Source organism: Mesorhizobium sp. WSM4823 (assembly GCF_055811195.1).
In genome coordinates, this window is record NZ_JBVVQL010000001.1 from 236,574 (window position 1) to 261,598 (window position 25,025).

General features: G+C 60.9%; 26 protein-coding genes. 10 read left to right on the forward strand and 16 right to left on the reverse strand.

Translation table 11 applies throughout. The features are described from left to right. The first annotated feature begins 170 nt into the window (after window positions 1-170). Window positions 171-575 carry a Kazal-type serine protease inhibitor family protein gene (locus tag AC0L26_RS01105; RefSeq protein WP_473630860.1) on the forward strand — a complete coding sequence of 135 codons (405 nt, stop codon included), beginning with the start codon at window positions 171-173 and terminating at the stop codon, window positions 573-575. A 13-nt stretch (window positions 576-588) separates the two neighbouring features. Here AC0L26_RS01105 and AC0L26_RS01110 read toward each other — a convergent pair whose 3' ends face one another. From AC0L26_RS01110 to AC0L26_RS01130, 5 genes are all read right to left on the reverse strand, one after another. Beyond that, entirely contained in the window at window positions 589-2,187 is a 1,599-nt protein-coding gene (locus AC0L26_RS01110; RefSeq protein WP_473630861.1) for an EAL domain-containing protein, read from the reverse strand. Between the two features lie 157 nt (window positions 2,188-2,344). Continuing rightward, window positions 2,345-2,569 carry a hypothetical protein gene (locus AC0L26_RS01115; RefSeq protein ID WP_473630862.1) on the reverse strand — a complete coding sequence of 75 codons (225 nt, stop codon included), beginning with the start codon at window positions 2,567-2,569 and terminating at the stop codon, window positions 2,345-2,347. A 94-nt stretch (window positions 2,570-2,663) separates the two neighbouring features. Beyond that, a complete protein-coding gene (locus AC0L26_RS01120; protein WP_352933565.1) occupies window positions 2,664-2,801 on the reverse strand; it encodes a hypothetical protein in 138 nt (45 codons plus the stop codon). 49 nt (window positions 2,802-2,850) lie between these two features. Next, window positions 2,851-3,099, reverse strand: a complete 249-nt coding sequence (locus tag AC0L26_RS01125) for a hypothetical protein (RefSeq protein WP_473630863.1) — start codon at window positions 3,097-3,099, stop codon at window positions 2,851-2,853. Further along, window positions 3,096-3,362, reverse strand: coding sequence for a hypothetical protein (locus tag AC0L26_RS01130; protein WP_473630864.1), 267 nt, complete (start codon window positions 3,360-3,362; stop codon window positions 3,096-3,098). Before AC0L26_RS01130 ends, AC0L26_RS01125 begins: the two co-directional genes overlap by 4 nt. 375 nt (window positions 3,363-3,737) lie before the next feature. Between AC0L26_RS01130 and AC0L26_RS01135 the strand changes: the two genes are divergently transcribed. The 3 genes from AC0L26_RS01135 (at window position 3,738) to AC0L26_RS01145 (ending at window position 6,145) form a co-directional block, all read left to right on the forward strand. Beyond that, window positions 3,738-3,920: a hypothetical protein gene (locus AC0L26_RS01135; protein ID WP_473630865.1), complete on the forward strand. Its 183-nt coding sequence runs from the start codon at window positions 3,738-3,740 to the stop codon at window positions 3,918-3,920. Window positions 3,921-3,975: 55 nt separating this feature from the next. Continuing rightward, the gene (locus AC0L26_RS01140; protein WP_473630866.1) at window positions 3,976-4,239 is read left to right on the forward strand and encodes a DUF1488 family protein; all 264 of its coding nucleotides are present in this window, start codon (window positions 3,976-3,978) and stop codon (window positions 4,237-4,239) included. 322 nt (window positions 4,240-4,561) lie between these two features. Beyond that, window positions 4,562-6,145 (forward strand): tetratricopeptide repeat-containing sulfotransferase family protein, encoded by a 1,584-nt coding sequence (locus tag AC0L26_RS01145; protein WP_473630867.1) that lies wholly within the window; start codon window positions 4,562-4,564, stop codon window positions 6,143-6,145. A 146-nt stretch (window positions 6,146-6,291) separates the two neighbouring features. Here the strand turns inward: AC0L26_RS01145 and AC0L26_RS01150 are convergent, their stop codons facing one another. The 7 genes from AC0L26_RS01150 to uvrB all read right to left on the reverse strand — a co-directional run bounded on the left by AC0L26_RS01150 (window position 6,292) and on the right by uvrB (window position 13,589). Then, window positions 6,292-6,645: a DUF1428 domain-containing protein gene (locus AC0L26_RS01150; RefSeq protein ID WP_473630868.1), complete on the reverse strand. Its 354-nt coding sequence runs from the start codon at window positions 6,643-6,645 to the stop codon at window positions 6,292-6,294. 63 nt (window positions 6,646-6,708) lie between these two features. Continuing rightward, on the reverse strand, window positions 6,709-7,137 hold the full coding sequence (locus tag AC0L26_RS01155) for a VOC family protein (protein WP_473630869.1): 429 nt from the start codon (window positions 7,135-7,137) through the stop codon (window positions 6,709-6,711). A 111-nt stretch (window positions 7,138-7,248) separates the two neighbouring features. Continuing rightward, window positions 7,249-7,422 carry a hypothetical protein gene (locus AC0L26_RS01160; RefSeq protein ID WP_473630870.1) on the reverse strand — a complete coding sequence of 58 codons (174 nt, stop codon included), beginning with the start codon at window positions 7,420-7,422 and terminating at the stop codon, window positions 7,249-7,251. A gap of 128 nt (window positions 7,423-7,550) precedes the next feature. Continuing rightward, window positions 7,551-7,847, reverse strand: coding sequence for a HigA family addiction module antitoxin (locus AC0L26_RS01165; protein ID WP_352961278.1), 297 nt, complete (start codon window positions 7,845-7,847; stop codon window positions 7,551-7,553). A 90-nt stretch (window positions 7,848-7,937) separates the two neighbouring features. Continuing rightward, complete coding sequence (locus tag AC0L26_RS01170) at window positions 7,938-8,219, reverse strand: type II toxin-antitoxin system RelE/ParE family toxin (protein ID WP_473630871.1); 282 nt, start codon at window positions 8,217-8,219, stop codon at window positions 7,938-7,940. A 264-nt stretch (window positions 8,220-8,483) separates the two neighbouring features. After that, complete coding sequence (locus AC0L26_RS01175) at window positions 8,484-10,013, reverse strand: ABC-F family ATP-binding cassette domain-containing protein (RefSeq protein WP_473630872.1); 1,530 nt, start codon at window positions 10,011-10,013, stop codon at window positions 8,484-8,486. Between the two features lie 495 nt (window positions 10,014-10,508). After that, window positions 10,509-13,589 carry an excinuclease ABC subunit UvrB gene (gene uvrB / locus AC0L26_RS01180; protein WP_473630873.1) on the reverse strand — a complete coding sequence of 1,027 codons (3,081 nt, stop codon included), beginning with the start codon at window positions 13,587-13,589 and terminating at the stop codon, window positions 10,509-10,511. 232 nt (window positions 13,590-13,821) lie between these two features. On the opposite strand from uvrB, the gene AC0L26_RS01185 reads away from it, so the two are divergent. Both AC0L26_RS01185 and AC0L26_RS01190 read left to right on the forward strand, forming a co-directional pair. Beyond that, entirely contained in the window at window positions 13,822-14,904 is a 1,083-nt protein-coding gene (locus tag AC0L26_RS01185) for a GmrSD restriction endonuclease domain-containing protein (protein WP_473630874.1), read from the forward strand. After that, window positions 14,904-15,410, forward strand: a complete 507-nt coding sequence (locus tag AC0L26_RS01190) for a HEPN domain-containing protein (protein WP_473630875.1) — start codon at window positions 14,904-14,906, stop codon at window positions 15,408-15,410. Before AC0L26_RS01185 ends, AC0L26_RS01190 begins: the two co-directional genes overlap by 1 nt. An 86-nt stretch (window positions 15,411-15,496) precedes the next feature. Here AC0L26_RS01190 and AC0L26_RS01195 read toward each other — a convergent pair whose 3' ends face one another. Beyond that, window positions 15,497-16,750 (reverse strand): hypothetical protein, encoded by a 1,254-nt coding sequence (locus AC0L26_RS01195; protein ID WP_473630876.1) that lies wholly within the window; start codon window positions 16,748-16,750, stop codon window positions 15,497-15,499. Window positions 16,751-17,003: 253 nt separating this feature from the next. Here AC0L26_RS01195 and AC0L26_RS01200 point away from each other — a divergent pair, with 253 nt between their 5' ends. Both AC0L26_RS01200 and AC0L26_RS01205 read left to right on the forward strand, forming a co-directional pair. Further along, a complete protein-coding gene (locus AC0L26_RS01200) occupies window positions 17,004-18,038 on the forward strand; it encodes a CapA family protein (protein ID WP_473630877.1) in 1,035 nt (344 codons plus the stop codon). Between the two features lie 131 nt (window positions 18,039-18,169). Next, window positions 18,170-19,141, forward strand: coding sequence for a hypothetical protein (locus AC0L26_RS01205; protein ID WP_473631513.1), 972 nt, complete (start codon window positions 18,170-18,172; stop codon window positions 19,139-19,141). On the opposite strand, the gene AC0L26_RS01210 is transcribed toward AC0L26_RS01205, so the two are convergent. Beyond that, window positions 19,138-19,647: a hypothetical protein gene (locus tag AC0L26_RS01210; RefSeq protein ID WP_473630878.1), complete on the reverse strand. Its 510-nt coding sequence runs from the start codon at window positions 19,645-19,647 to the stop codon at window positions 19,138-19,140. The two genes, AC0L26_RS01205 and AC0L26_RS01210, sit on opposite strands and share 4 nt — an antisense overlap. Before the next feature lie 938 nt (window positions 19,648-20,585). On the opposite strand from AC0L26_RS01210, the gene AC0L26_RS01215 reads away from it, so the two are divergent. Beyond that, window positions 20,586-21,524: a diacylglycerol/lipid kinase family protein gene (locus AC0L26_RS01215; RefSeq protein ID WP_473630879.1), complete on the forward strand. Its 939-nt coding sequence runs from the start codon at window positions 20,586-20,588 to the stop codon at window positions 21,522-21,524. Between the two features lie 115 nt (window positions 21,525-21,639). Continuing rightward, entirely contained in the window at window positions 21,640-22,056 is a 417-nt protein-coding gene (locus AC0L26_RS01220) for a GNAT family acetyltransferase (RefSeq protein ID WP_473630880.1), read from the forward strand. A gap of 20 nt (window positions 22,057-22,076) precedes the next feature. Here AC0L26_RS01220 and AC0L26_RS01225 read toward each other — a convergent pair whose 3' ends face one another. Both AC0L26_RS01225 and AC0L26_RS01230 read right to left on the reverse strand, forming a co-directional pair. Further along, window positions 22,077-23,288: a mandelate racemase/muconate lactonizing enzyme family protein gene (locus AC0L26_RS01225; RefSeq protein ID WP_473630881.1), complete on the reverse strand. Its 1,212-nt coding sequence runs from the start codon at window positions 23,286-23,288 to the stop codon at window positions 22,077-22,079. After that, window positions 23,285-24,901: a GMC family oxidoreductase gene (locus AC0L26_RS01230; protein ID WP_473631514.1), complete on the reverse strand. Its 1,617-nt coding sequence runs from the start codon at window positions 24,899-24,901 to the stop codon at window positions 23,285-23,287. Before AC0L26_RS01230 ends, AC0L26_RS01225 begins: the two co-directional genes overlap by 4 nt. Between the last annotated feature and the right edge of the window lie 124 nt (window positions 24,902-25,025).

Below are 25,025 nucleotides of genomic sequence, written 5' to 3' on the forward strand. Positions count from 1 at the left end.
GCAAACAAGGGTTGCATTTGGCGGTGGAATGGCGAGGATCGGCTTGGAGTGGAACGCGTTTTGCATTTTTGTGCATGTCGTTATCCAAAACCGCTGCGCTTCCTCGGGTCAGGCCCGTGGGCAGCTTTTGGGCGACATGCATTGGAGCGGGGCTCGAGGGAGGTAAAGTTATGAAATTTCTTGCGGCAATCTTCTCGCGGCAGGGTTTTGCAATCCTGTTGCTGTCGGCAGTTCTTGCGGCCTGTACCGCGGTGGTGGTGGACGAAGGACCGGGTTACCGTCCGCCAATGCCTGGGCCGCAATTCTGCACAAAGCAATATGATCCGGTCTGCGCCCGGCGTGGCGGCGACCGCCAGACCTTCGCCAATGCCTGCCTTGCCGAACGGGCCGGATACCGCATCATCCGCGACGGCCAGTGCCGCGACAGTGGTGGCGGTGGCGGTGAGGAGCAGACATTCTGCACCCGCGAATATGCCCCTGTCTGTGGACGCCGCCGTGGCGACCTGCGCACCTTCCCCAACGCATGCGAGGCCCGTGCCGCCGATTATCGGATCGTCGAAGACGGTCCCTGTTGAGGCGCTAAGGGTTCTATCTCCCCCGATCCCGGGGGAGATAGTGCTCCACGTTCTGTCCTTGCGCCGGCGGCTTCATCTTGCGGCAATAGGCGATGAATTCCGCCGCGGGCATGGGTTTGGCAAACAGCCAGCCCTGGCCATAATCGACGTCATGTTCCATCAGATAGTCGGCCTGTGCCCGCGTCTCCACGCCCTCGGCAATGACCTTCAGCTTCAGCGTCTTGGCCATGTCGATGATATGCGGCGTGACGGAACTGGTGGCGGAATCCGTAGCGATCGTGTCGATGAACGATTTGTCGATTTTCAGCGCATCGAGCGGCAGGCCCTCAAGGTGGGATAGGCTCGAATAGCCTGTGCCGAAGTCGTCGATCGCGACCGCATGGCCAAGCTCGCGGGCGCGAATGACGGTCGAGCGTGCTGAATCGATGTCGACGAAACCGCGCTCCGTCGCCTCCAGCCAGATCTGCCGAGCGTGAATTCCGGTATGCTGCAGGGCTTTTTCGATGACCGGAAGGACCCTTGCCGTTCTGACGTCGGCCGGGCTCAGATTGATCGCGATGTGGAGAGAACGATTGGCGACAAGAAGCTTCTTTAGGTCCAAAACGACAAGGGCTATGACCTGATCGGTGATTGCCGCGATCAGACCGCTCTCTTCGGCCAGCGGGATGAAAAGATCGGGCCGGACCAGCGAGCCGTCCGGTCGTTTCCAGCGCACCAGTGCTTCCGCACCCACGCAATTGGCGGTCTTGAGCTCGACGATTGGCTGATAATGGACGATGAACTCGTGCTTGCGCACAGCAATCTGCAATTCTCCAAGCGGCGACAGCCGCCGCCGCGACAACCAGGCGACCATGCCGATGATGAAAGCGGCAATGAAAGCACCGAGAGGAAGCAGCAGCAATTGACGCCTGCGCACGCTGTCCACGATCTGGCTTTCCGGTTCGGTGGCAACCGCGATCCAGTCCGTCCCGCGCGCCGTGGCAAACAGATGACCGTTATCCAGCCCCTTGCCTGGGGCGGCGATGATCTTGCCGATGCGGGCTGGGTCAGGCCCGTTCAGTGCGCTGAGCAAGACGCCCGTGTTTGTCGCCAGGGCCAGTTGAATGTCGGGATCGACGACAATGTCGACAAAGCGCAGGGGGTCGACAAGGACATTATGGTGCTTGTACTGCAGGGCCATCAGCGGATGGCCCTGGTTGGCCAGCGGCTGTATCCGGGCAGTGACGGCAACGCTGTCCGCGGTGGTGAAATCCGGTGCGGCTTGGGCAACGCGTCCTTCGGTCTGCCCCCAGGAGGTGCATTTGAGCAGGCCGTTCTCGAAGTAGCCCATCTCTTCGATCGAGCGGGTGTTGATGGTGAGCTGCCGCATGCGGGCAATGTGGCCCACCGAACAGCGGTCGCCAGTGAATCGGTCGATCTCATGCAACGCGTCGGTTGCGTCCTTGAGCGATATGCTGGCCCTGGCGATCGCGCGGTTGGCGAACAGATCCAGCCGTTGATGTTCTTCTTGAACCGCCAGGACCCACGAAAAGTGGAACATCGCCGCGATGGGTACTGTAGCGCCGAGCAAGGCCAGCACCACCGCAGTCACGATGATGCGCGGCCTGTCCATGTGCGCCTCCCTGCCTTCGGCGCGAGCGACGATTTCGCGCGCGGCCTGCCGGGCAGCCAACCGCGATCGGCCCCGGTTCCAGCGGAACCTTATATGGCTTCGACGTTACGTGATATTTAATTGGATCCGCGTGGTGGCTGAATGAATGCAGTGCTGCTCATCGGTCCGCTTGATACGCTCCATCGGCCGGGCCGGCATAGAGCTCGCTGCCGTCCTCGTCGGAAATGCGCAGGCGGTCCGGGATCTGCGGCATCGCCAGCGAGCGGAACAGCTCGGTGGCGCCCTGCAGGGCGGCGCGCAGGTTCGGCGCCTCGATTGACACCCTGTCGAGCATCGCTTCGTCGGCGTTGCGCGAACGGTAGAACTCGACGACGAAGTTCAAGCACGCCTCCGTGTTGCGGCGCCGCAGTCCTGCGGGTGCACCAAAGCCGCTCAGGTGCTCAAGCATGGTGAGGCTCGCGTGGCGCCTCGGAGCGCTAGCCCTTGGACTTCGGCTTCAAACCGGGTTCCGCCTGCTTGACGGCCGAGCCGAAGGGTGAAGCCGGCTTTGCCGCCGCCTTGTCCTTCTTGGGCTTGCGTGTCTCGCGATTGCTACGCTGTTGACCCTTGGCCATTTTTTGATCCTCGTGATTGATGAATGTGGTGGTGGCGATTGACGAAGATCTAGGTGCTCGGATTGTCGGCCACTTCGAGATTGTCTTCCGTGGTGACCCGCTCATGGGTCTCCTCGTCGCTGCGGATGCGGTATTGCGGCGAGCCGTCCTTGACAGGCAATTTGCTCTTGATCTGAAACAGCTCCGCGGTCTTCTGGACAAGGCCGGTGCGGCTCTTCATGCGAACGGTCTGGCCGATCGCGAAACGATGCGCAGGCGTGTCGGTGCGTGGACGCGCGCTCTGCTGGAAGCGGATCATGCGGCATTCTCCTGGTCCCGCCTCAGCGCGGTTTCGAGCTCGGCAAGGTCGATGGCAACCAATTGGCTGGTCTGGCTTTTCACTGCCCTTGCCGGCAGATGGATGAAGGTTGCGACACGGCGCCAGGCAAGCCACGACATGCCATCGATAAGCTCCTCATCGTGGTCGATGTCGTAGTCGCCGGCCGGCAGCTTTCCCTCCAGGCCGACAAGCATGAAGGGCGCCTCGAAATGCGCGATGGAATGGGTAGTTCGGCCAGACATTCTCGTGCCTCGAAGTCTCGTTCCGGCGTGATTCCGACAAAGTAGTGCCCGCTTTGCGGCACCGGGACTTAAGTACCGTACGTCCCTGTATCGGCAATTTGGGTATCGGCGATCTGGAATGAGTTTGGCGGGTCGAGAACCTCTGACGCCGCGAGATGCCAAGCTTGGCCCAAAAAACGATTTCAATTCATTAATCCAAAATTGCGGTTTATTCAAGAAGATTCCTGCCCAGTGCCGATCTTGCGACGAAATTACTTTTCTAGTGATATTTGTAGAATGATGATACGGTCCAAACTCTTCAAAAGAATTGTTTGAGATTTTGCCGGAAAAGTTGATCCCGGCATTGATTTTTATTTATATCTGAAAGGAAAATCCATGGTTTCCGTGAAAACGCCTGATGGCCCGACCGCAACAATCAAGCCGATCACCAAGCCCATAAAGGTCATCTCGGCGCGACTGACGATAAGAAGTGATGAGGCAGCGAGGCGCAGGATTGCCGACACCGACGGCACGATGCGGCGGGCGCGTCAGCTCGCCGAAACCCACCGCCTGATCTGACATAGCCGGCTTTGCCAATGTGCGCCGGCTTTGCCACGAACCAAGGAGCTTGAGTGTGACGCTCAATTTTCCCAACCGCAGCCGCTCCTACGACGCTGCTGCCAAGCGCATTCGTTTTGTCGGCCATGACGGTATGTTCGAAGTGCCGTTCTTTTTGGAGATTGCAGCGCTTTCGGCGGCAACGGCCACGAGCGGGGCGGAAGCCGAGTATCTCAGCGCGTTCGATGCGGAGCGCTCGTCGATCCAGGATGTTGCGCGCGAAGCCTATTCGCACGGCCGCAGGAACATGTATGTATTGACCCAAGCCGATTTCCGGTAAGAGACCGTTTGGAATTCTACTCTGACGGCCATCTGATGGCGTTTTCTGCGCTCCGGTTCTCGAAACCACCATCATATGACTCGCTAAGCGAATTTCGAAACAGTCTCTAAGCTGGCCTATGGACCCTTGAACCTGCCGCGCCGATGGCCTAGATCGCGGCAGGCGGACAAAACACGGCAGGTTTCCCATCAACAGAGATCAGAGAAGACCGGCAGGCACGGGCGCCAATTTCGGCTCAGGCGGACAACCGCCGCTGGGGCTCGACCAGCGCGTGCAGCAGGCGCTGCAATTGCATCAGGCGGGGCGCCGGCAGGAAGCCGAGATGCTCTACCGGCAGGTGTTGGCGCAGAAGGCCAATCACGCGGCGGCGGCGCATTTTCTCGGGCTTCTGCTGCACCAGACCGGGCGCAGCGCCGAAGGCCTCGATCTCCTCGAACAGTCGGTGCGCCTGCAACCCAAGAACCCGGATTTCCTCAACAACCTTGGCACGGTGATGCGCGACCTCGGCCGTGTCAGTGCAGCCGTCGATTTCTTCCGTGGCGCGGTGGCGCTGCGCCCGGACCAGCTTGCGGCGCGCGACAATCTCGGCTCGTCGCTAAAGCAGATGGGACAGTTCGAGGACGCAGAGGAGATCTATCGCGGCACCATCGGTCGCAACCCGTTCCATGTTCGCGCCCGCATCGGGCTTGCCGAAACGCTACAGGAGGCCGGGCGGCTCGATGAGGCGCTTGCCATCTTCCGCGAAGCGCTGACGATCCGGCCTAAGGACGCCGACCTGCTGCACGGGCTGGGCGTCGGGCTGATGGAAAAGGGCAAGCTCGACGAAGCGACTGACTTGTTCCGCCAGGCGCTGACCGTCAATCCCGGCCTGGCGCGGGCCTGGCTGATGCTGACTCAGGTCAAGCGCCAGAAAGAGCGCGACGCCGAGCTTGCCGGCATGGAGGCGCAGCATGCCAAGGCGCCGCAGGACAGCCTGGCGCGCATGCAGCTTGCCTTCGGCCTCGGCAAAGCCAATGACGACCTGAAAGATTACCCGCGCGCCTTTGATTATTTCGCCGAAGGCAATGCCATCCGCCGTAGGGGCATCGATTATGATCCGGTGAGGACGCGGGCCGAATTCGAGGCGATGAAATCGGTGTTCGACGCCGGCTTCTTCGAAAAGCATAAGCCAAGCCCAACCGCCGACGATGCGCCGATCTTCATCGTCGGCATGCCGCGTTCGGGCACGACCCTGGTCGAACAGATCATCGCCAGCCATCCCCAGGTCTATGGCGCCGGCGAGCTCAGTATTTTGAAGACGGTGGTCGGCAAGCAGTTTCCGTCAACCATGCCAGGTGGCTTTCCCTGGGGCGTATCCGATGTACCCGACACGGATTTTGCCGATGCCGGACAGGCCTACCTCGATATGCTGCATGCCCGCTATCCGCATGTCCGCCATGTCACCGACAAAATGCCAGGCAACTTTCTATTTATCGGCTTTATCCGTCTGATGCTGCCGAAGGCCAGGATCATCCATTGCGTGCGCGACGCGGCGGCGACCTGCCTGTCGATCTACAAGGTGCATTTCCGCGGCGACACTCACCGTTATGGCTACGATCTCGGCGAGCTCGCCGACTTCCACAATCTCTATACCGACATCATGGCGCATTGGCACAGCGTGCTGCCCGGTGTCGTGCACGATGTGCGCTACGAGGATTTCGTTGCCGACCAGGAAGGGCAGACGCGGGCGCTGATCGCTCATCTCGGCCTGCCGTGGGACGATAGAGTGCTGTCGTTCCACGAGACTGACCGTCCCGTGCGCACAGCCTCGGCGGCGCAAGTGCGCCAGCCGATGTACCAGGGCTCGGTCGATCTGTGGAAGCGCTATGGCGACCGGCTGAAGCCGCTGCTTGACCGGCTCGGGTAGGCCGATATTGAGGTGAGGCCGGCCTGCGAACAGCGGTTTCCTGTGCTTCCGGTACTCACGTACTTAAACGTACGCTCCGTTCCGGTTCTCGGAAACCACCATTCTCGACTCGGCCTGACCTCAATCTCGACCTACCCTGGGTGGTGCTACAGCTCCATGAAGGGCTGAAAGCCGCCAAAGATCATGCGCTTGCTGTCGAAGGGCATCGCCGATAGCTCTCCGTTCAGGCGCGGATCGGCCATCACCTTGGCCATCACCGCATCGCGGCTCTGTCTGGATTCATAGACGACCCATGAGAAGACGACGACCTCATCGTCCTTGGCCTGCACGGCGCGAGGGAACGAGGTGACCTCGCCATAGGGCACGTCGTCGCCTATGCATTCGACATAGGCGAGCGCGCCATGCTCCTTCCAGACGGTGCCGCCGAGCTGCGCCATTTTCTTGTAGGCATCGAGATTTGCCTTGGGCACGGCGAGTACGAAGCCATCGACATAGGACATTGTGGTTCTCCTCCTTGGGTTGGATTTTCCTTTCTCCCGCACGGGGAGAAGGAAAGGAAGGCGCTACGCTGCCTTCACCGGCGCGTTCATCGCCCACTCTACGCCGAAGGGATCAGTCAGCTGGCCCCAGCGATCACCCCAGAACATCACCTGCAGCGGCGTGCCAACGGTGCAGCCCGCCTCGACCGCCCGCTTCCACCAGGCGTCGATGTCGTCGCTGCCGAGATGGAGCTGCATGGTGAAGCCCTGCGGTTTCACCGCGGCCATGCCGTGCTCGGGATAGAAGTCGGAAATCATCAAGGTCGAACCGTTGATGTGGAGGTGGATATGCATCGTGCGGCCCTGCTCGTCCGGCGGGTAGAAGAAGACCTGCTCGGCGCCGAAGGCCTTCTGATAGAATTCTGAAGCCTTGAAGGCGCCGTCCAGCTGAAGGTAGGGCGTCAATCCACCGAGGACTTTCGCGGCAGGCTGGGTCTGGGGCTGATCGTTCATGTCTTGCTCCTCTTTGGTTGGGCGTTGCGAACCACAGGACGAATGAGGCAGCGGCGATCCTACATGGCCGATGCTGTTTTTTGATGCCGAGCGTGCGACGGCCGGTCCTTATCAAGGAGCCAGGCCGATCCGCGGGCTGTTCTGTGCGTCAACGACGATTTCCGGCCAGCCGATGTCCTTGCGCAGTTCGATCGGCAACGAAAGGATGGCACGCTCGCTGCGATAACGGGCGCGAGCCGCCGAGTAACGGGTCGCGATGCGACCTACGGATGACAGAATGGACATGATGCTCTCTCCTCGATTGGCGCCGGCATCACCGTGTCGGCATCCCAAGGACGGGGCGCGCGGCCATGATCCGACAGACCGCCGGAATTTTTTTCCGCAGGACCGGATTCACTCCGCTGTCGATGATCTCAAGCAGCTTCCATCTGCTCGATTGCGTCGAGTTCCGCCTTCTTGGCTTCGCCCTCTACCGCGAGATCGTAACTGGACTGCATGTTCATCCAAAACTGCGGCGTTGTTCCGAAGAACTTGGCAAGACGCAGCGCGGTGTCGGGAGTTACCGGTGTCGTCTCGCTGGCCAGGCGCTCGATGCGCGTGCGCGGAACATGCAGCTTTTTGGCCAGCGTGTAAGGCTTCAGACGAAGCGGAACAAGAAATTCCTCTCGAAGGATTTCTCCGGGGTGGATCGGGGTGTCAAAGTACAACATTACAAGCTCCTGGCAGTGAGCGGTTGACAACAGTTAATTGCCAAGGAAAGCGATGATCATGCGTCGTGCATCGTGGTATCGAGCCCTAGTTCAGTGATAGTCGGTGATTTCGACATCCTCTGCTTGCCCGTCCACCCACCGAAAGCAGACGCGGAACTGATCGTTGATGCGGATCGAATGCTGACCGGTACGATTGCCTTTCAGCGGTTCAAGCCTGTTGCCGGGCGGCGTCTTCAGGTCCGCCAGTTCAGCGGCGTTGTCGATCATGAACAACTTGCGCTGAGCCGAACGAACAAGATCAGAGGGGAAGCCCTTCGGAGCCTTGCCTTTCGAAACCGCCTCGCTGGTCTTGTCCTTGAACGAACGGATCATCTGCTGCCGTCTTTTATAGACGTACCATCGCATGATACGTCTCGGAAGTCAAGGAAGCGTCTCATAGTGTGATACGAAATCCTTGTGATCTGAAGGTCGCGCTGACGCGTCGAAACGTCGTCATAAGTGTCTATCTCCATCCGAGGCGTTATTGCTCCACCCTATGAAGGGCATTCAGAAGGGCCGCTCAGCTGAGCAAGCGGCCCCTTTGTGGTCAGATCACACCTGCCAGAGATCCTCGACAGACATCCTGCCGCCAATCACTCAACCCGCCGTCCGGGCGACCTCCCGGAAGAAATCTTCAGGGCTGTCGAGCTCGACCAGCCGCCGCTTCTCTATCAGCCAGAAGCGGTTGCCGATCGCCCTGATGAAGGAGCGGTCGTGCGAGGCCAGCACGCAGCTCGCCTGATGGGCGAGCAATTCCGCCTCCAGCGCCTCCTGGCCGTCGATGTCGAGATGGTTGGTCGGCTCGTCGAGCAGGTAGAAATTGGGATTGGCGAGCCTGAGCGCCAGCATCATCAGCCGCGCCTTCTGTCCGCCCGACAGCACGCCGATCCTGCGCTCCTGCATGTCGATGCTGACGCCGGCACCCGCCAGCAGCGAACGGGCCCGCTGCTCGCCGACATCGAAGCTGCGCGAGAGCATCGCCAGCGGCGTGTCTTCGCCGCTGATGCCCGACAGCGCCTGGTCGCTGTAGCCGAGCACCGTCGACGGCGTCACTTTCACGCTTTGCACTGCCGTCTCCGGTTCGACGATGGCATTTCTGATCAGGCTGATCAGCCGCGACTTGCCGACGCCGTTGCGGCCGAGCAGGACGATGCGGTCGCCCTGGCAGATATGGCGCTTGCCGGTCCTGAACAGCAGCGTGCCGTCAGGCGTCTCGATCGCCACGTCGTCCAGCGTGATCAGCACCTTGGCATGTGTACCGCGATTGGCGAGCCTTATCGCGCCCGCCGATCTTTCGCGATGCGCCGGTGCCGCGACCGCCTCGAGCCGCTGGGCGCGCTGGTTGAGCTGCTTGGTCTTGACCGTCAGCAGGTCACTACCCGAGTTGATGCCGATGTTGTTGAGCTTGGCCGCCTGCCGGCGCAATTGCTGCGCCACCTTCATGTCGCGCTGGAATTTGCGCTCGGTCGAGGCATTGACTTCGTCGAGCGCTTGTCTCGCCCGCGAATAGGGAAGCGAAAACACCGGCGACTGCTCGGGGCGCAGGAACAGCGTCCGGTTGGTGGTGGCGTCGAGGAACGCCCGGTCGTGGCTGGCGATCACCACCGGCACTTCGCGCGGCAGCGCATTCAGCCAGGTTTCGAGCTGGCTGATCTTGGCGAGATCGAGATGGTTGGTCGGCTCGTCGAGAAGCAGCACGTCGGGATCGGTGACCCAGACGCGGGCGATCAGCGCCAGCCTCTGCCAGCCGCCGCTCAAGGCTTGCATCGGCCGTTCGCGCATCGGTTCGGGCACGTCGAGGGAGTCGAGCACCACGTCGACACGCCACAGCTCGCTTTCAGCCTGCTCGTCTGGCAGGGCGTCGGCGACCACCTGGTGGAAAGTGCGGTCGAGGAGAGCAGGCGGAACGGATTGCTCGACATGGCCGATGCGCAGGCCGCGCGTGCGGGTGATGCCGCCGGTGGTCGGCTCGGTCTCGCCGGTCAGGCATTTGAGCAAGGTCGACTTGCCGCGGCCGTTGGCGGCGACGATGCCGAGACGGTCGCCGGCGCCGATGGTGAGGTCGAGATTGGAGAAAAGCGGCGCACTCATGGTGACGCCGAGGGATTTGAGGCTGATCAGGGCCATTTGGATTTCTCTGGTCTGCCCGGAGGAAAACTCCGGTTCGATGCACTTTGACGGTGCGCAGGCTGGCCATCAGAACAGGCGTTGCAGCACCACGAAGGGCAGACCAAGAAAATCGAAGCGGGAGAACCCGGACCGTCTCTGGTCAGCCCTGCAAGCAAGCTCGCAGGGCAGGGACAGGGCCGCGCTGACGGTGGTGGTCGATATGCACGCAGCCCTCCTTTCAAGACGTTCGAGTTGTAGAACTGGCTACACCAGGGGAGGGGCCGATGGCAAGTGGCTGACCGTTGACAGTGGTGGCTGTCAGATGGACCTCAGGTGGCCGTTTGCGGGGTTAGTGCTCCCCTTCTCCCCTTGTGGGAGAAGGTGGCCGAGCGAAGCTCGGTCGGATGAGGGGTGTTCCAGCTTGGCAAAGGCGGCGCTCCGTCCAGCACCCCTCAACCGTCTCGGCGCTGCGCGCCGATCCACCTTCTCCCACAAGGGGAGAAGGGAAGCTTTCTACCGCCCCGGCCGGCCGGTCTTGCCGGGCCGGCGCTTCTCACGGCGGGCGTCGGCGGGGTCTTCGTAGGAGCCGATGCCGGCACGTTCGCGCTTGACCGGCTTGTCGCCTTCGACCGGCTTCTCGGTCCGCCGCACTGTCATCTCGTCGAGCGAGTTCTTCTTGAACAGCGGCTTGGTCGCTTCACCCGGTATACCGAAACCCGAGCCGTGCGCCTCTTGTGCCGACTGTTTCTTGAACAGCGAACGCGACACCGCGCCTGACGGTGTCGGCATGTCGGTGCCAGGCCCCATATCGTCCAGTGACGGCTTCGAAAACAGCGGCTTCTTCACCGGCACGGCGCCGTCAGCGCCCATTTCGTCGAGCTCCGGCTTGCGGAAGAGGTTGGGCCGGGCAGCCTTGGCCGCCTCTTCGGCGGCATGTGCCGCGTCGAGCTTGCGGAAACGCTCCTGTTCCTCTGCTGTACGATGTTTGGCCACGCCCTTGTTGTGCTTGCCCTTTTCGCGACCCGAAACCGGGCTTTCCATGTCGGCATATTTGGCCAGCGGGTCGTCGGAAATGGACAGCTCCATCTCGCGCAGCCGCTTGATCTCGTCGCGGATGCGCGCTGCCTTTTCGAAGTCGAGATTGGCGGCGGCGTCGCGCATCTGCTTGTCCATCGCGTCGAGATGGGCCTTCAGATTGTTGCCCATCATCGCGCCGGCGCTGTCGGTGAACTGCGAGATGTCGGCGCGGACATGATCCTTCTCGTAGACCGAGTCCAGGATGTCGGAGATGCGCGACTTGACCGATTCCGGGGTGATGCCGTTGGCCGCGTTCCACTCCATCTGCTTTTCGCGGCGGCGGTTGGTCTCGGCCATCGCCCGCTCCATCGAGCCGGTGACCTGGTCGGCATAGAGGATGACCTTGCCGTCGACATTTCTGGCGGCACGGCCGATGGTCTGGATCAGCGAGGTTTCGGAGCGCAGGAAGCCTTCCTTGTCGGCATCGAGAATGGCAACGAAGCCGCATTCGGGGATGTCGAGGCCTTCGCGCAGGAGGTTGATGCCGACCAGCACGTCGAAGGCGCCGAGGCGCAAGTCGCGCAGGATCTCGATGCGTTCAAGCGTGTCGATGTCGGAGTGCATATAGCGGACGCGAATGCCTTGCTCGTGCAGATACTCGGTCAGGTCCTCGGCCATGCGCTTGGTCAGCACGGTGACCAGCGTGCGGTAGCCGGCCTTGGTCGTGTCGCGGATTTCGCCGACGACATCGTCGACCTGGGTCTTGGCCGGACGCACTTCGACCGGCGGGTCGATCAGGCCGGTCGGTCGGATGACCTGCTCGGCGAAGACGCCGCCGGACTGCTCCATCTCCCAGCCGCCGGGCGTCGCCGAGACCGCGACGGAAAGCGGGCGCATGGCGTCCCACTCCTCGAAGCGCAGCGGCCGGTTATCCATGCAGGACGGCAGACGGAAGCCGTACTCGGCCAGCGTCGCCTTGCGGCGAAAGTCGCCGCGATACATGCCGCCGATCTGCGGCACAGTGACGTGGCTTTCGTCAATGAAGACCAGTGCATTGTCAGGGATGTACTCGAACAGGGTCGGCGGCGGATCGCCCGGCTGGCGGCCGGTGAGATAGCGCGAATAGTTCTCGATGCCGGCGCAGGAGCCGGTCGCTTCCAGCATCTCCAGGTCGAATCGGCAGCGCTGCTCCAGCCGCTGCGCCTCTAGAAGACGCCCAGCCTTTTCAAGCTCTTGCAGCCGCTGCCTCAGTTCTTCCTTGATGGACTTGATGGCTTGATTCAAGGTCGGGCGCGGCGTCACATAGTGCGAATTGGCGTAGATCTTGACGCTCTTCAGCTCGCCGGTCTTCTGGCCGGTTAGCGGGTCGAATTCGGTGATCGCCTCGATCTCGTCGCCGAACAGCGAGATACGCCAGGCGCGATCCTCAAGGTGGGCCGGAAAAATCTCGATCGTGTCGCCGCGCACGCGGAACGAGCCGCGGACGAAGTTGATGTCCTGGCGCTTGTACTGTTGCGCGACGAGGTCGGCGAGCAGCGCGCGCTGGTCGAGCCGGTCGCCGATCTGCATCTGGAAGGTCATTGCCGTGTAGGTCTCGACCGAGCCGATACCGTAGATGCAGGACACCGAGGCGACGATGATGACATCGTCGCGCTCAAGCAGCGAGCGCGTCGCCGAGTGGCGCATGCGGTCGATCTGCTCGTTGATCGAGGATTCCTTCTCGATGAAGGTATCCGTCCGGGGCACATAGGCTTCCGGCTGGTAATAGTCGTAGTAGGAGACGAAATACTCGACGGCGTTTTCCGGGAAGAATTTCTTGAACTCGGAATAGAGCTGTGCGGCCAGCGTCTTGTTTGGGGCAAGGATCAAAGCAGGGCGCTGCGTCTCCTCGATCACCTTGGCCATGGTGAAGGTTTTTCCCGAGCCGGTGACGCCGAGCAGCACCTGGGTGCGATCGTTGTCGCTGACGCCCTCGACAAGGTCCTTGATCGCCGTCGGCTGGTCGCCGGCCGGCTCGAAATCCGACACCATCTTGATGGCGATGCCGCCTTCCGACTTTTCAGGCCGGGCCGGGCGGTGCGGTGTCCACAGCACGCCGTCCTTGTGCAGCGGGTTGCCGGATTCGATCAGTGCCGACAGCGCCGCAACGGTGGCGGTGACGCCGCCAGAGGCCATGGTCTCGGCTTCCTCCAGCGAAACATCGAGGCCGGCGACCGGATTGAGCCCGGCCGCAGTGCGTTCCCGCGCCGAAGCCGCGCCGCCCATCGAAGTGCCGCGTGCCGTGCGGCCGGGGGAGGAGGAGCGCTCGGGGATCTTTTTCGCCGTCTTGGGCGATTTGCCGGTAACGGCCTGGCGTCCTTCCTTCTCGGCTTCCTGCTCGATCTGCTCGGCCCAATCCGCGATCGAGCCGGTCAGCGGCGTGCCTGAGAATTCGGCCTGCGGCGCCTCGGCAAAACCGCCCTTGTGCAACGGCTCCGACGCATCGAGAAAATCGGTCAGCGGGCTGCGCCGCTTGGGCGGCGAAGCGCGATCGTCACGCGCCGGCGACGGCGTCTTTTTATCAGGAAGTTTGGCCATGCCCCGAATATGGGAGGTATCAGCCAAAATGGAAAGAGCGGAGTGACGAGGGGTGCGAGGCGAAACGAAGCTCCTGACACAAGGGTGTCAGGAGGTCGCCCGATCGTTTGTTCTGATCCACAACCTTTAAGAGCGAAGGCTTTGCTACAAACCGGCCACGATATTTTTTGCTACGATTCTCCACTCAAACTCGATAGGCTGTAAATACACATTCAAGAGTTAAGGAGATCGGATGGCTAAGGCGGCTGAGGTTGACGACGAAATTGAGTTCGAGGAAGAAATAGAAGATGAGGTTTCTCATGTCGCGTACGACATCGCGACTTATCCATCGGACCTAACGCTCAGCGTTATTCATGAAATGTGGACAAACAAAGAGATAACGATTCCGGCGTTTCAGCGAAACTTTGTCTGGAACATAAAGCAGTCTTCTTTGTTGATCGAGTCTTTCCTTCTTGGTCTGCCTGTTCCCCAAGTATTTTTTTATATTGATGCCGAAAACAAAAATCTAGTTATCGATGGCCAGCAACGGATTCTCAGCGTTGTTTTTTTCTTCGAAGGTTATTTTGGATTTGAAAACCTCCAAGGAAGAAGGCAGGTATTTAGGCTTGCGGGTCTTTCTAAGGATAGCCCCTATTTTAACAAACGATACGAAGAGTTATCTCTCGTGGACCAAAGACGTCTGCGTGGGTCAATACTTCGAGCTGTTAATATAAAGCAACTTGCGCCCGTTGCCCAAACAACGAGTATGTATCATATATTCGAGCGGCTAAATACTGGCGGAACTCCTTTGAAGCCCCAGGAAATTCGCAATTGCGTGTTTAACGGAGGGATTGTAGGAGCTTTGCAGGATTTGAATAAGGATCCTAGCTGGCGGGCAATAATCGGTAAGAAGGTATTTGAGCGCCATCAACGAGATGTTGAGATGGTCCTCAGGATATTCGCAATTGAGGAGCGGGGAGCTGACTACGAAAAGCCGATGAAAGAATTCTTGAATGTTCAGATGAAGCTGCACAGAAAAGGTGATGATGCGGGCGTGAGGACATTTGCAACTGGCTTTACTGCGATCACAAAGAAGATTTTAGAGACTTTGCCGGACAAGCCATTCCATATCCGCGGGCCGATAAATTTGGCTGCTATGGATTCCATTATGAGTGTTCTGATAAAAAACCGCTCGAAGATAAAAACCGACTTAGCCTCCCGGTATAAAAAGCTAACTTCGGACAAATCTTATCAAGAATCTATATTCTTCAATACGAGCGACGCTGTGACCGTCAAAGAGCGCTTGAAACTAGCTAAGCAATTTTTGATTGACTGATGCCTTACACTGACAGATTTGCGCTTGTAGAGGACTATCTCGCTCATCTCGATCCAATGATGGCCGGGATTGGAGATCCGTTTATTCAAAGTCGATATTTAGGGTTTGTTCTTATCTCTGCAGTAACTGTCTATGAGTTGGCTATTAAAGACATCCTATATGATTTTTCAGACAAGAAACATTTGGTGTTAGGGCGATTCGCTCGTGCTAAGTTTGACCATCTTAACGGTCGCATAAAAATAGAAGCTCTCAAGAAAGAGCATATTGGAATGTTTGGTGCGAAGTATGTGCAAAAATTTGAAAAGAAACTCGCAGAAAAGGAAGACGAGCTGCTTCGATCCGGGGCTGGGAGTGTGAAGGCATCTTATGGCAACGTAATTTCGTGGCGCCACAGTTTTGTTCATGAAGGTGTTGGGCCTAACACAACTAACTATGATGAAGTGAAGCGTGCATATGTAGCGGGAAAAGAAGTGGTTCATTGCCTCAACGCTGCAATGATCCGCTGAGGTCGCCACCAGTCGGACATTTTTTCCAAGTTTAGCGTTCGGGCCTTCTGCCAGGTGCGAGACGGCCGGCTGGCCGGCCACCTCATTCAGTTGAACCACAGCGCAAACGTCAAAAACCCGGCGCCGCCGAACTGGCGCTGGATCTGGTCGAACTCCTCGCCGGTGAGAATCTTTCCGCTCTCGAGATAGGGCGCGATGGCCGGGCCGGTGATCGACAGCACTAGGTCGAAGGGCTTTGGTTCGTCGAAAAAGCGCTTCATGTTGATGCCTTTGTCGGCAATGCGGAAATGCGGCAGCAAGGTGCGGCCTTCGAGCAGATCCTCGGCCATATCAAGCGCGGCGTGCCAGGCTTGGACCTGCTCCTCGCCGACCTCCAGGCCGGTGAGCGGGCTGGCGCCCTTCTGCTGCGGGCCGGGCAGCCATTCACGGTCATTGTCGGTCTCGGCGCGGATCGCCTTCCAGTCCTCGCGGGACAGCCGGATCATTTCCAGGAGATGGCGGCGCGCCGCTTGCCGGCGTTCCGGCTCGACGACCGGCCAGTTGACGAGATGCACCAGCGAGATGAAGTCGGCGATGCGCCATTCGGATGACAACATGCCGCCGCTCATGCCGCCGTCCGGCGGAACGAGCGTATCCTGCAGCGGCAGTTTGGCGCGCGGGAACAGCATGTGGAACGAACCGTCGAAGGCGTTCCTGAAGTCATGCGCCAGCCAGAAATCGGCCTGCGCCATCAGGAATTCGGCATAGCCTTGCAGCCAATAGCCGTCGGCGCGGTCGAAGCGGAAGGTGAGGGCGGGTGCGGCCGCGTCTGGCGCACCGCCGCCGCGTGACAGAGACGCCATGATCGCGGCGGCACTCTCGTCCGGCGCGATCTGGCCGTCCTCGTTGAGATCGATGCCGAGACGGGTGAGGTCGACCTCCACGCCGATGTCGGCATCGGCAGGCACGGACCCTAGTGTGGCGGCGGATTTCTGCAGCCGGTCGCGGAAGGCGACCAGGATGGCGCGGAAGTTATCGTAAGTCAGCGGCTCGGGATTGGGATTGTCCGGCACCGGCAGCCGCATCAGCGGCAGCATGAAGGATTGCGGGCTCTCGAAACCATGGCGGTGCAGGCCGCCGGCCAGGATCTCCAGCGCAGTGAAGAATTCACCGGCGCCGGCAGCATAAGCCGACGCGGGATCGCTGGGCGCGGCGGCTTCCAATGCGGTAAGCGTGCTGTCGCGGTCTGCTACGGTTTTTGCTTCGAACAAGGCGGCCGGTTCGGGGCTTGCGGCATCAGCGGAAGCGACCGAAACCAGCAGAATGAGGGCGGATGCCAGCAGGCTCGAAAATCGCGTCATCTTGGTTCCTCCACCAGTGTTCCACGCCGACCATACGTGCATTTCTGCATGGCGCCTGTGGGTTATTTGAGGCCCTGCCACGAGCATGGCGCCGAAGCCTGAAATAAAAAACCCGCCTCGGCGGCGGGTTGTTGGCGCAAAACAGCACCATGAATAAATTCCTAGCATAACTGCCGTCACCTGTCAAGTTGAAACTCTTCGCTATGGCAGGCACATCGTCTACGTTAGCCACTCATTCCGGTGCAGGCTGCGCGTGTCGAACTATCCGCTTTCCTACAAATTGTCCTGGCTGCCACGCTTCTTGAAGCCTTCGCTCAGCGGCGATCAACAAGGCTTTGCGCCGGCAGCCGCAGCGACGATGGAGCCGGCGCGGACGGTGCGGCTGGCCTTCGTTGGCGATATCTCGGCGGTGGCCAATCGAAGCGCGCCGGACTGCGATCCGCTGATCGTTGCGCTGCTCGCCTCCGCCGATCTGGTGGTCGGGAATTGCGAAAGCCCGCTGGTGGAGCGACCGCGCGCGGCGATGGGCACGAAGCTTGGCACCCACCACGCCATGACCGAGCGGTTTCTCGCCGAGGCGCTGGCCGCCGCCGGCATTTCGCATGAGAAGCTGGTCTTGTCGCTCGCCAACAACCATGTGCTCGACCAGGGCGTCGAGGGTTTCGACGAGACGGTGGCGGCGCTGGACCGTCTTGGCATTCGCAGCATCGGAATTGCGGCCGACGGTTCGGTCCAACGCCTTGCAGTCGGACCGCTGACAATAGGCTTTGCCGCTTTTACGCTGTGGCGCAATGCCGGCGCGGCTGCGTTCGCGGGACGCGTGTCGATGCAAGGTGACCCGGCACAATGGCCGCGCGGCCCCGCCGTCGACCTCACCTGCGCGGTGCCCCATTGGGATTGGGAGTTCCGGCATTTTCCACAGGCTGACACGCGGGCACTGGCACGGGATTTGGCCGCGCAAGGCGTCGGGCTGATCGCCGGCCACCATGCCCATGTCGTGCAGCCGGTGGAGCGGATCGGCAAGACGCTCGTCGCCTATGGGCTCGGCGATTTTCTTGGCACCGCTTTTGCGCGACAGCCATGGCCCGGCCGCATCGGGGGCATCCTGACCGTCGATATCAGCGCAGACGTCGGCACACGCGGCGCCATTGCCGCCTATCGGCTGCATCCCTTCATGCGGCTGCGCGCCGGCGACCATGAGCGGCTGGTTCCGGTCGAGGCGCTGGAGGGCGCATTAGGGCAAAAGGTTATGGCTCGTCTCGATGCGGTGTTGGGCAACGCGAATTGATGCCCACCGTTGATTGGTGGCTCGGACAACCGTGTGGGCTCACCATCATCCCAATGCCGTAGTCGCGCGACCTTCCGCAAAATCAGCTATTGTCCGAGCTGGGTGTTTGGTCTTTCGATGGTGGGATGGCGATGGACGTAGCGGATTTCATGCCTGATGAAGCTGATATCGCCGGCATCAAAAGGAACCTCGATGCCTATGAGGCCAGGCGGGCTTCGGCTTACCGGCAGGTCCGCTGGCGGGTGCCGCTGTTCGTCGGCCTGGTGCTGGTGTTCGTGGCGCTTGTGGCCTGGCTCTTCAATATGGTCGCCGATCCATACGAGCGGTGGTTCTCGACGCCGCATGTGATCCTCTATGTCGTCGGGTTCGTGGCGGCGATCCTGCTCTATTTCCAGGCGATCAAGCCGACGAGCACGTTGCAGCGATCGTTCCGCAAGACACTGCTGCCGATCATCTTCGGTTTCATCAGGGACATGCGCTACGAGCATGATGTGACGCCGGATTCGTTCGATCGGCTGCCGCGCGAGACGATCGGCACGTTCAACAGCAAACGCTTCGACGACGTCATATCCGGCCGCTACGAGGGATTTCCGTTCGAGCTTTACGAAGCGGATCTGCGGCAAGGCACGGGCAAGAGCGGAACGATAGCATTCAAGGGGGTCGTCGTCGCCTTCGAGACCGTCGTGCCGTTTCCCGGCATATTGGTGGCGGCACGGCGGACTGACATGGCCGTCGGGTTCTTCCGCGGCATGTTCGCCACCAAGATGCAGGAATTGTCATGCGGCGTGCCCGAGCTCGATGCCGCCTACGACTTCCGCTCCGACAATGTCGAGGCGGCGCAGCCGCTGGTGAGCGGCCGGCTGGCGCAGGCGCTGACATGGCTCAGCGAGACATGGCCTGATGATCCGGCGCGGATTGCGCTCAATGGCAGCGACGGTTTTCTGCTGTTGCCGCAGACCAAGAACTTCTTCGAGCTGCCCGATATCTCGGTGCCGCTCGACTACGCCAAGCATGTTGCGCCGATGATCGCGGACATGGGCGCGATGCTGGCGACGGCGGCGCTGGTGCGCAAGATCGGCGCAAAGGACGAGGCGGCGGGTTAGCCGCTGGGCATCTTGGCCGCCAGCCAGTTAGCCGACCGCTTGGCCAGGCCGATCGTTGCTGATGCGGCGCGGCCGAGGTCGGGTTTGACCACGGCGTAACCGGTCTTCGTGCGATAGAGCACGGCGCGACCGCCATCGACCGCCGCTTCATAGGCGACCGGCCTGGCAGCCTCTGTTTCCGTGGCTGTTGCCTGCGACCCGACAGCAACACTTGGCCGACGGCTCAATTCCCGGGGGAGTGGGTCGGTGGTGGTCCGCGTCGCCGTCGTCAACTCAGGCATGGCGGCTGTCGTGGCAAGCTGCGAGGACGGCGTCTGCGTCGTGCGGCAGATGCCGGACACGAGCGGATAGTTGAAATTGCGCTGGTGCAGCATCTGGCTTTTCATGGCCGCTTCGCAATCGGCGATGGTCGACCATTTGGCCGGCGTCTCGCCGATATATTCGCAAAGCCTGGCGTCGCAGTCGCAACCGACGATGGTCATCGCGACAAGGGCGGTCTTGATCACGGTCTTGTTGCCTTTGAGTTGCTCTGCAAAACACCACTGGGATCCGTCGCGTGGCCGAAAAGGACGCGCGACGCCGAAAGCTTATCAATCGCTGTGGATCAAGGCGGGATTTGGCCGTGATTGTGGAATGAGCGTGACGAAGCGCCGCGCGACGCTTGACCGTCGCTGACTGTGGCTGAAAGGTCTCACCAGTCGTGGACGTGTTCGAACTTGCCGTCTGCTTCAAGCTTCGATGTCGGGACGTTTCCCTCCGAGGCGACGGTAGTCGGTCCGATGCGCATCAAGCAGGCGGTCAGATAGCGAGACGAGCCCAAAAGACAGTCGGCGCCGGGATTTCTCCCAGCGCCTCCCTGTCAGATCAGGACACGGTCGCGGCAGCAACTTCCGTAAAGACGTCGCGCCATGCCGGCCTTGATGTTGACGGTCCTGCCAGTCACTGCCCGAGAGCAGCGTCCGTTCGGGACCACGCCAGTCTTCCACCCTTGCGAGCTTCGTCCAGCGCGCCATCGAAGGTTTTTGCCGTCCTTCATGGCAGCATCGGTCCGCCGTTGGCGTTCGCACGCTTTCCGCGGCCCCGTAGGTCTCGGCATCCCTCCTCAAAACAGGCAAGCCTGCTTTCATTCGGGGCCGTACGGGCCTCAGGAAATCCGCCGTTTCGCTTTGCCTTTCGACTTGGCGATCGGTAGCCGCCTGAGATGGGTTTAACATACCGGGGATAAGCGTTTGGCGAAACAGCCGCGAGCCTGTGGATAGCGGGATTATCGGGGACTGAGCTCGGCGGCGGAACGTTTTTCGACGAGATGCAGGGGGCGTGACACGCCCCCTCATCTGTGGCGAGGTCAAACATTCGGCCCTTGCCCCACAGAGCGGCGCGGGCTTCAATGCCGGCAAAGGATTTTAGAGCGCAGTGTCGTGGCTGTCCTTTGGGGAGGGCGTTCTTGAAGGTCGGGGTGGTTCTCAATCCGATTGCCGGTGGTGGCCGGCTCAAACGGCATTGGCCTGAGGTCAGTGCTTCGCTGAAAAAGCATTTTGGCGATTTCGAATTGCGCGAGACGCAAGCCGAGGGCGACGCTGAACGGCTGGCGCTCGTCCTTGCAGCCAGCGGCTTCGGACTGGTGATCGCGGCAGGCGGCGACGGCACCGCCAGCGAAGTGGCCGACGGGCTGCTGCAGGCGTTTGCAGAAAGCGGCCGGACGGCCGAGCTCGGCCTGCTGCCTTGCGGCGCCGGCATCGATTTCGCCCGCGGGCTCGGCCTGCCTGCTGAGGTCGACCTGACGCTGAAGCGCATCGCTGGGGCCAAGCCCCGCAAAGTCGATGCCGGCCGCATCTCCTATGTCGACGACCATGGCGCGCTGGCCAGCCGCCATTTCATCAACATCGCCAGCCTCGGTCTTTCGGGCGCCACCGACCGCGCGGTCAACGCCGACAAGCGCAAGGGCAGGGTCTCGGCCAAGGCGCTGTTCTACTGGCGCACCGTGTGGGAATTCATGCGCTACCGGTTCCAGGACGTTGTGATCACCGTCGACGACGGCGACCCTGTCGAGGCACGCGTGGCGCTGGTGGCGGTGGCTAACGGAAAATTCTTCGGCGGCGGTATGATGATTGCGCCGGATGCCGAACTGGACGACGGGCTATTCGACATCGTCATCCTGCGCGCGGCTGGCAAGCTGAAACTGATCTGGGACATCAGGCTGCTCTATGGCGGGCGGCACCGCAACCATCCGGCGATCACCATTTTGCGCGGCAAGAAAGTGATTGTCGAACCGTTGGGCGATGTGCGAGAGAACGGCGCGCTGGTCGACATCGACGGCGAATCGCCAGGGCGCATACCAGCGACCTTCGAGATCCTGCCCGGCGCGCTGACGCTCAGATATTGAATCAGCGTGTTGAGAGACTGATTCAAGTCCTTTCGGCCGTGATTCCGCCGACCCATTCAAAATATTGAAATGCTTGATATTCTGCCTGATATCAGGTCAGTTGGAACGGGTGTGAATGTTCTCGATCGTTGAATACACTGACAGTCATTTTGACGGGGTTGATGCGCTTTGGCGGGATGCATTCCCCAATGACAACCCTTGGAACGCGGCTCATATTTCGATCCCCGAGAAGCTGAGATACCAGCCGAACCTCCTTTTGATTGTGCTTGTATCTGGTCGGGTCGTCGGTTCGATCATGGCCGGATATGATGGTCACCGGGGCTGGATTTCCCGGATCGCCGTCCTGCAATCCCATCGCCACAAGGGGATCGGCAAGGCCCTCATCCAGGAAGCCGAAAGGCGGCTCGCCGCCCTTGGCTGCGTAAAGATCAATCTCCAGGTCGTCGGTTCCAATTTGGCGGTTCTAGGATTCTACCGCGAGTGCGGATATGAGGTTGAGGAGCGCGTGAGCATGAGCAAACTGCTCCGATGAGGGCGTAGCTCTCGCGCGCATCACGGCATCAACGGCGTCTGCATCATCTGCAAATGCAGGTCCGTGCCGGTCCAGGGATGCGCCTCGCAGACCGCTTCGTCGAGCTCGACGCCAAGGCCCGGTTCCTTCGACGGAATGACGTTACCGTCCTGCCACTCGATTTTCTTCTTCAGCAGCTTTTCGTGAAAACCATCCCACTGCTTCAGCGATTCCAGAATGAGGAAGTTGGGCAAGGTCACCGCAAGCTGGATGTTGGCCGCGCCGACGATCGGCCCGCAGTAGCAGTGCGGCGCGATCTGGATGTGATAGGCCTCGGCCATGGCGGCGATCTTCTTGGTTTCAAGAATGCCGCCGGAACGGCCGAGGTCGGGCTGCAGGATGGTGGCGGCACGGTTCTCGATGACGCGGGCGAATTCGAACTTGGTCGTCAGCCGCTCGCCGGTAGCGATGGGGATCGACGTGCAGCGCGCCACCTGCGCCATCACCTCGGGCATATCGGGCGGCACCGGCTCCTCGAACCACAGCGGGTCGTAGGGTTCGATGGCGCGCGCCATGCGCAGCGCGCCCGATGCGGTGAACTGGCCGTGCGTGCCGAACAGGATGTCGGCTCGGGTGCCGACCGCTTCGCGGATCGCCTTGACCATGCGGGCGGAGAGATCGATATCGACAAGGCGCGGCTGGTGACCGTCAAAGGCGGTGTAGGGGCCGGCCGGGTCGAGCTTGACGGCGTTAAAACCCTGCTCGACATATTCGAGCGCGCATTCGGCGGCCAGGTCGGGGTCGTTGTAAACGTTCTTGCCGCGCGCGTCCTCCGAATGGACGCTGCCGGCATGCGGGTAAAGGTAGGTATAGGAACGCAGCGTTTCGTTCACCTGGCCGCCGAGCAGCTTGTAGACCGGCTTGTCGGCCTCCTTGCCGATGATGTCCCAGCAGGCCATTTCGAGCGCCGAGAAACAGCCCATGCCGGAAACGTCCGGCCGTTGGGTGAAGCCGGAGGAATAGGCGCGGCGGAAGAAGGTCTCGATGTCGTGCGGATCGCGGCCGACGAGATAGCGCTCGGCCATGTCCTCGACCATTCTTGCGGTGACGTGGGCGGAGAAGGTGGCGTTGTAGGCCTCGCCATAGCCGACCACGCCGCCATCGGTGGTGAGTTTGACGAAGATGAAATACTTGCCGCCGATGCCGGGTGGCGGGTTGCCGACAACCCAGGTTTTGACGTCGGTGATTTTCATTTTTGATCCTCCAGAACCAATTCGGCGCCCTTCCATCCGGTCACGATCGAGGCGGCGTTGGTGTTGCCGGTGATGTTATCGGGAAAGATCGAAGCGTCGATGACGCGCAAGCCGGCGAGGCCGTGAACCCGCAGGCGCGGGTCGACGACGGCGCGGGCAGCGTCCGGCCCCATGCGGCAGGTCGAGACCGGGTGGTAGACGGTACCGGAGCGCTTCCTGAAATCCTGAATCAAATCCGCGTCGGAGGTGATTGACGGGCCCGGCAACACCTCTTCCCTAATGATGTCGGCCATATCAGGCATGGAGGCGATCTTCCTCACGAATTTTACTGCCGCCAGCATTTCGGCCACGTCCGCTTCGGTCGAAAAAGCGTTGGCGACGATCTTCGGATAGTCACGCGGATTGCTGGAGCGGATCATGATTTCGCCACGGCTCGACGGTCGACAGTTGGACAGGCCGATGGAAAAGCCCGGCCATGGATCTGGCGTCAGGATTGGGCGCTCGCCGCTCTTCGGGATGATTGTAGAAAACGCCTGGAAGTAGAGCTGCATGTTGGGCCGTGTCGCAGCCGGATCGGTGCGGAAGAAGCCGCCGGCATTGTTCATCGACAGCGACAGCGGGCCTGACCGCAAGAGGACATATTGCATGCCGACCATGAGCTTGCCCCACCAAGGGCGCAGGATCTGGTTGAGCGTCGGCAGCCTGCCCTTGAAGGTGTAGTTGATGCCGACATGGTCCTGCAGGTTCGCCCCGACATTCTCATTGGCATGAAGGACGGGAATGCCGAGCGCGCCAAGGAGCGACGAGGGACCGACGCCGGAAAGCTGAAGCAACTGGGGCGAATTGACCGAGCCACCCGACAGGATGACCTCGCGGCCGGCGCGCGCAGTTTTCGTCTCACCGTTCTGCAGGTATTCGATACCAACGGCACGCCTGCCTTCGAACAGGATCCTGGTCGCCAGCGCGTTCATCTCGACGCGGACATTTTTTCGCTTCATGGCGGGACGCAGGAAGGCGCGAGCGGCCGACATGCGGCGGCCGTTCCTGGTGGTGATCTGATAGATGCCGGCGCCTTCCTGAGCCGCGCCGTTGAAATCCGGATTGAACGGCAGGCCGGCCTGGCTGGCAGCAGCGAGGTAGCGCTTGGTCAGCGGGTGGACAGCTTTGGAGCAGTCGGTGATGTGCAGCGGACCGCCGACGCCGCGCCATTGGTCGGCGCCCGCCTGATTGTCCTCGATCGCCTTGAAGGCGGGCAGCAGGTCGTCGAAGCCCCAGCCGGGATTGCCGGCCGCTGCCCAAGCGTCGAAATCCTCGCGCGCGCCCCGGATCCAGACCATGGCGTTGATCGAGCTCGAGCCACCGAGCAGCCTGCCGCGCGGCCAGTGGTCGACATTGCCGGCGAGGCCGGGATCCGGCTCGGTCTTGTAGTTCCAGTTGACCCCAGGGTCGAAAAAGGTCTTGCCGTAGCCGAGCGGCATCTGCACGTAGAAGCGACGATCGGTGCCGCCGGCCTCGAGCACCAGAACCGAGAAGCGGCCGGAAGCCGACAGTCTTTCGGCCAGAACCGAGCCGGCCGAGCCGGAGCCGACGATGATGAAGTCATAGGTCTGCATGATGGAAGCGGGCGGCTCCGAATTTTTTCTCAACCTAGACGCCGCAAGCTGCCGCGATCACCGGAGCTTCCGGCATCGCCTGTGAAAAAAGCGACCGGCACTTCGTTTGCTTTCGGTGTCCTGC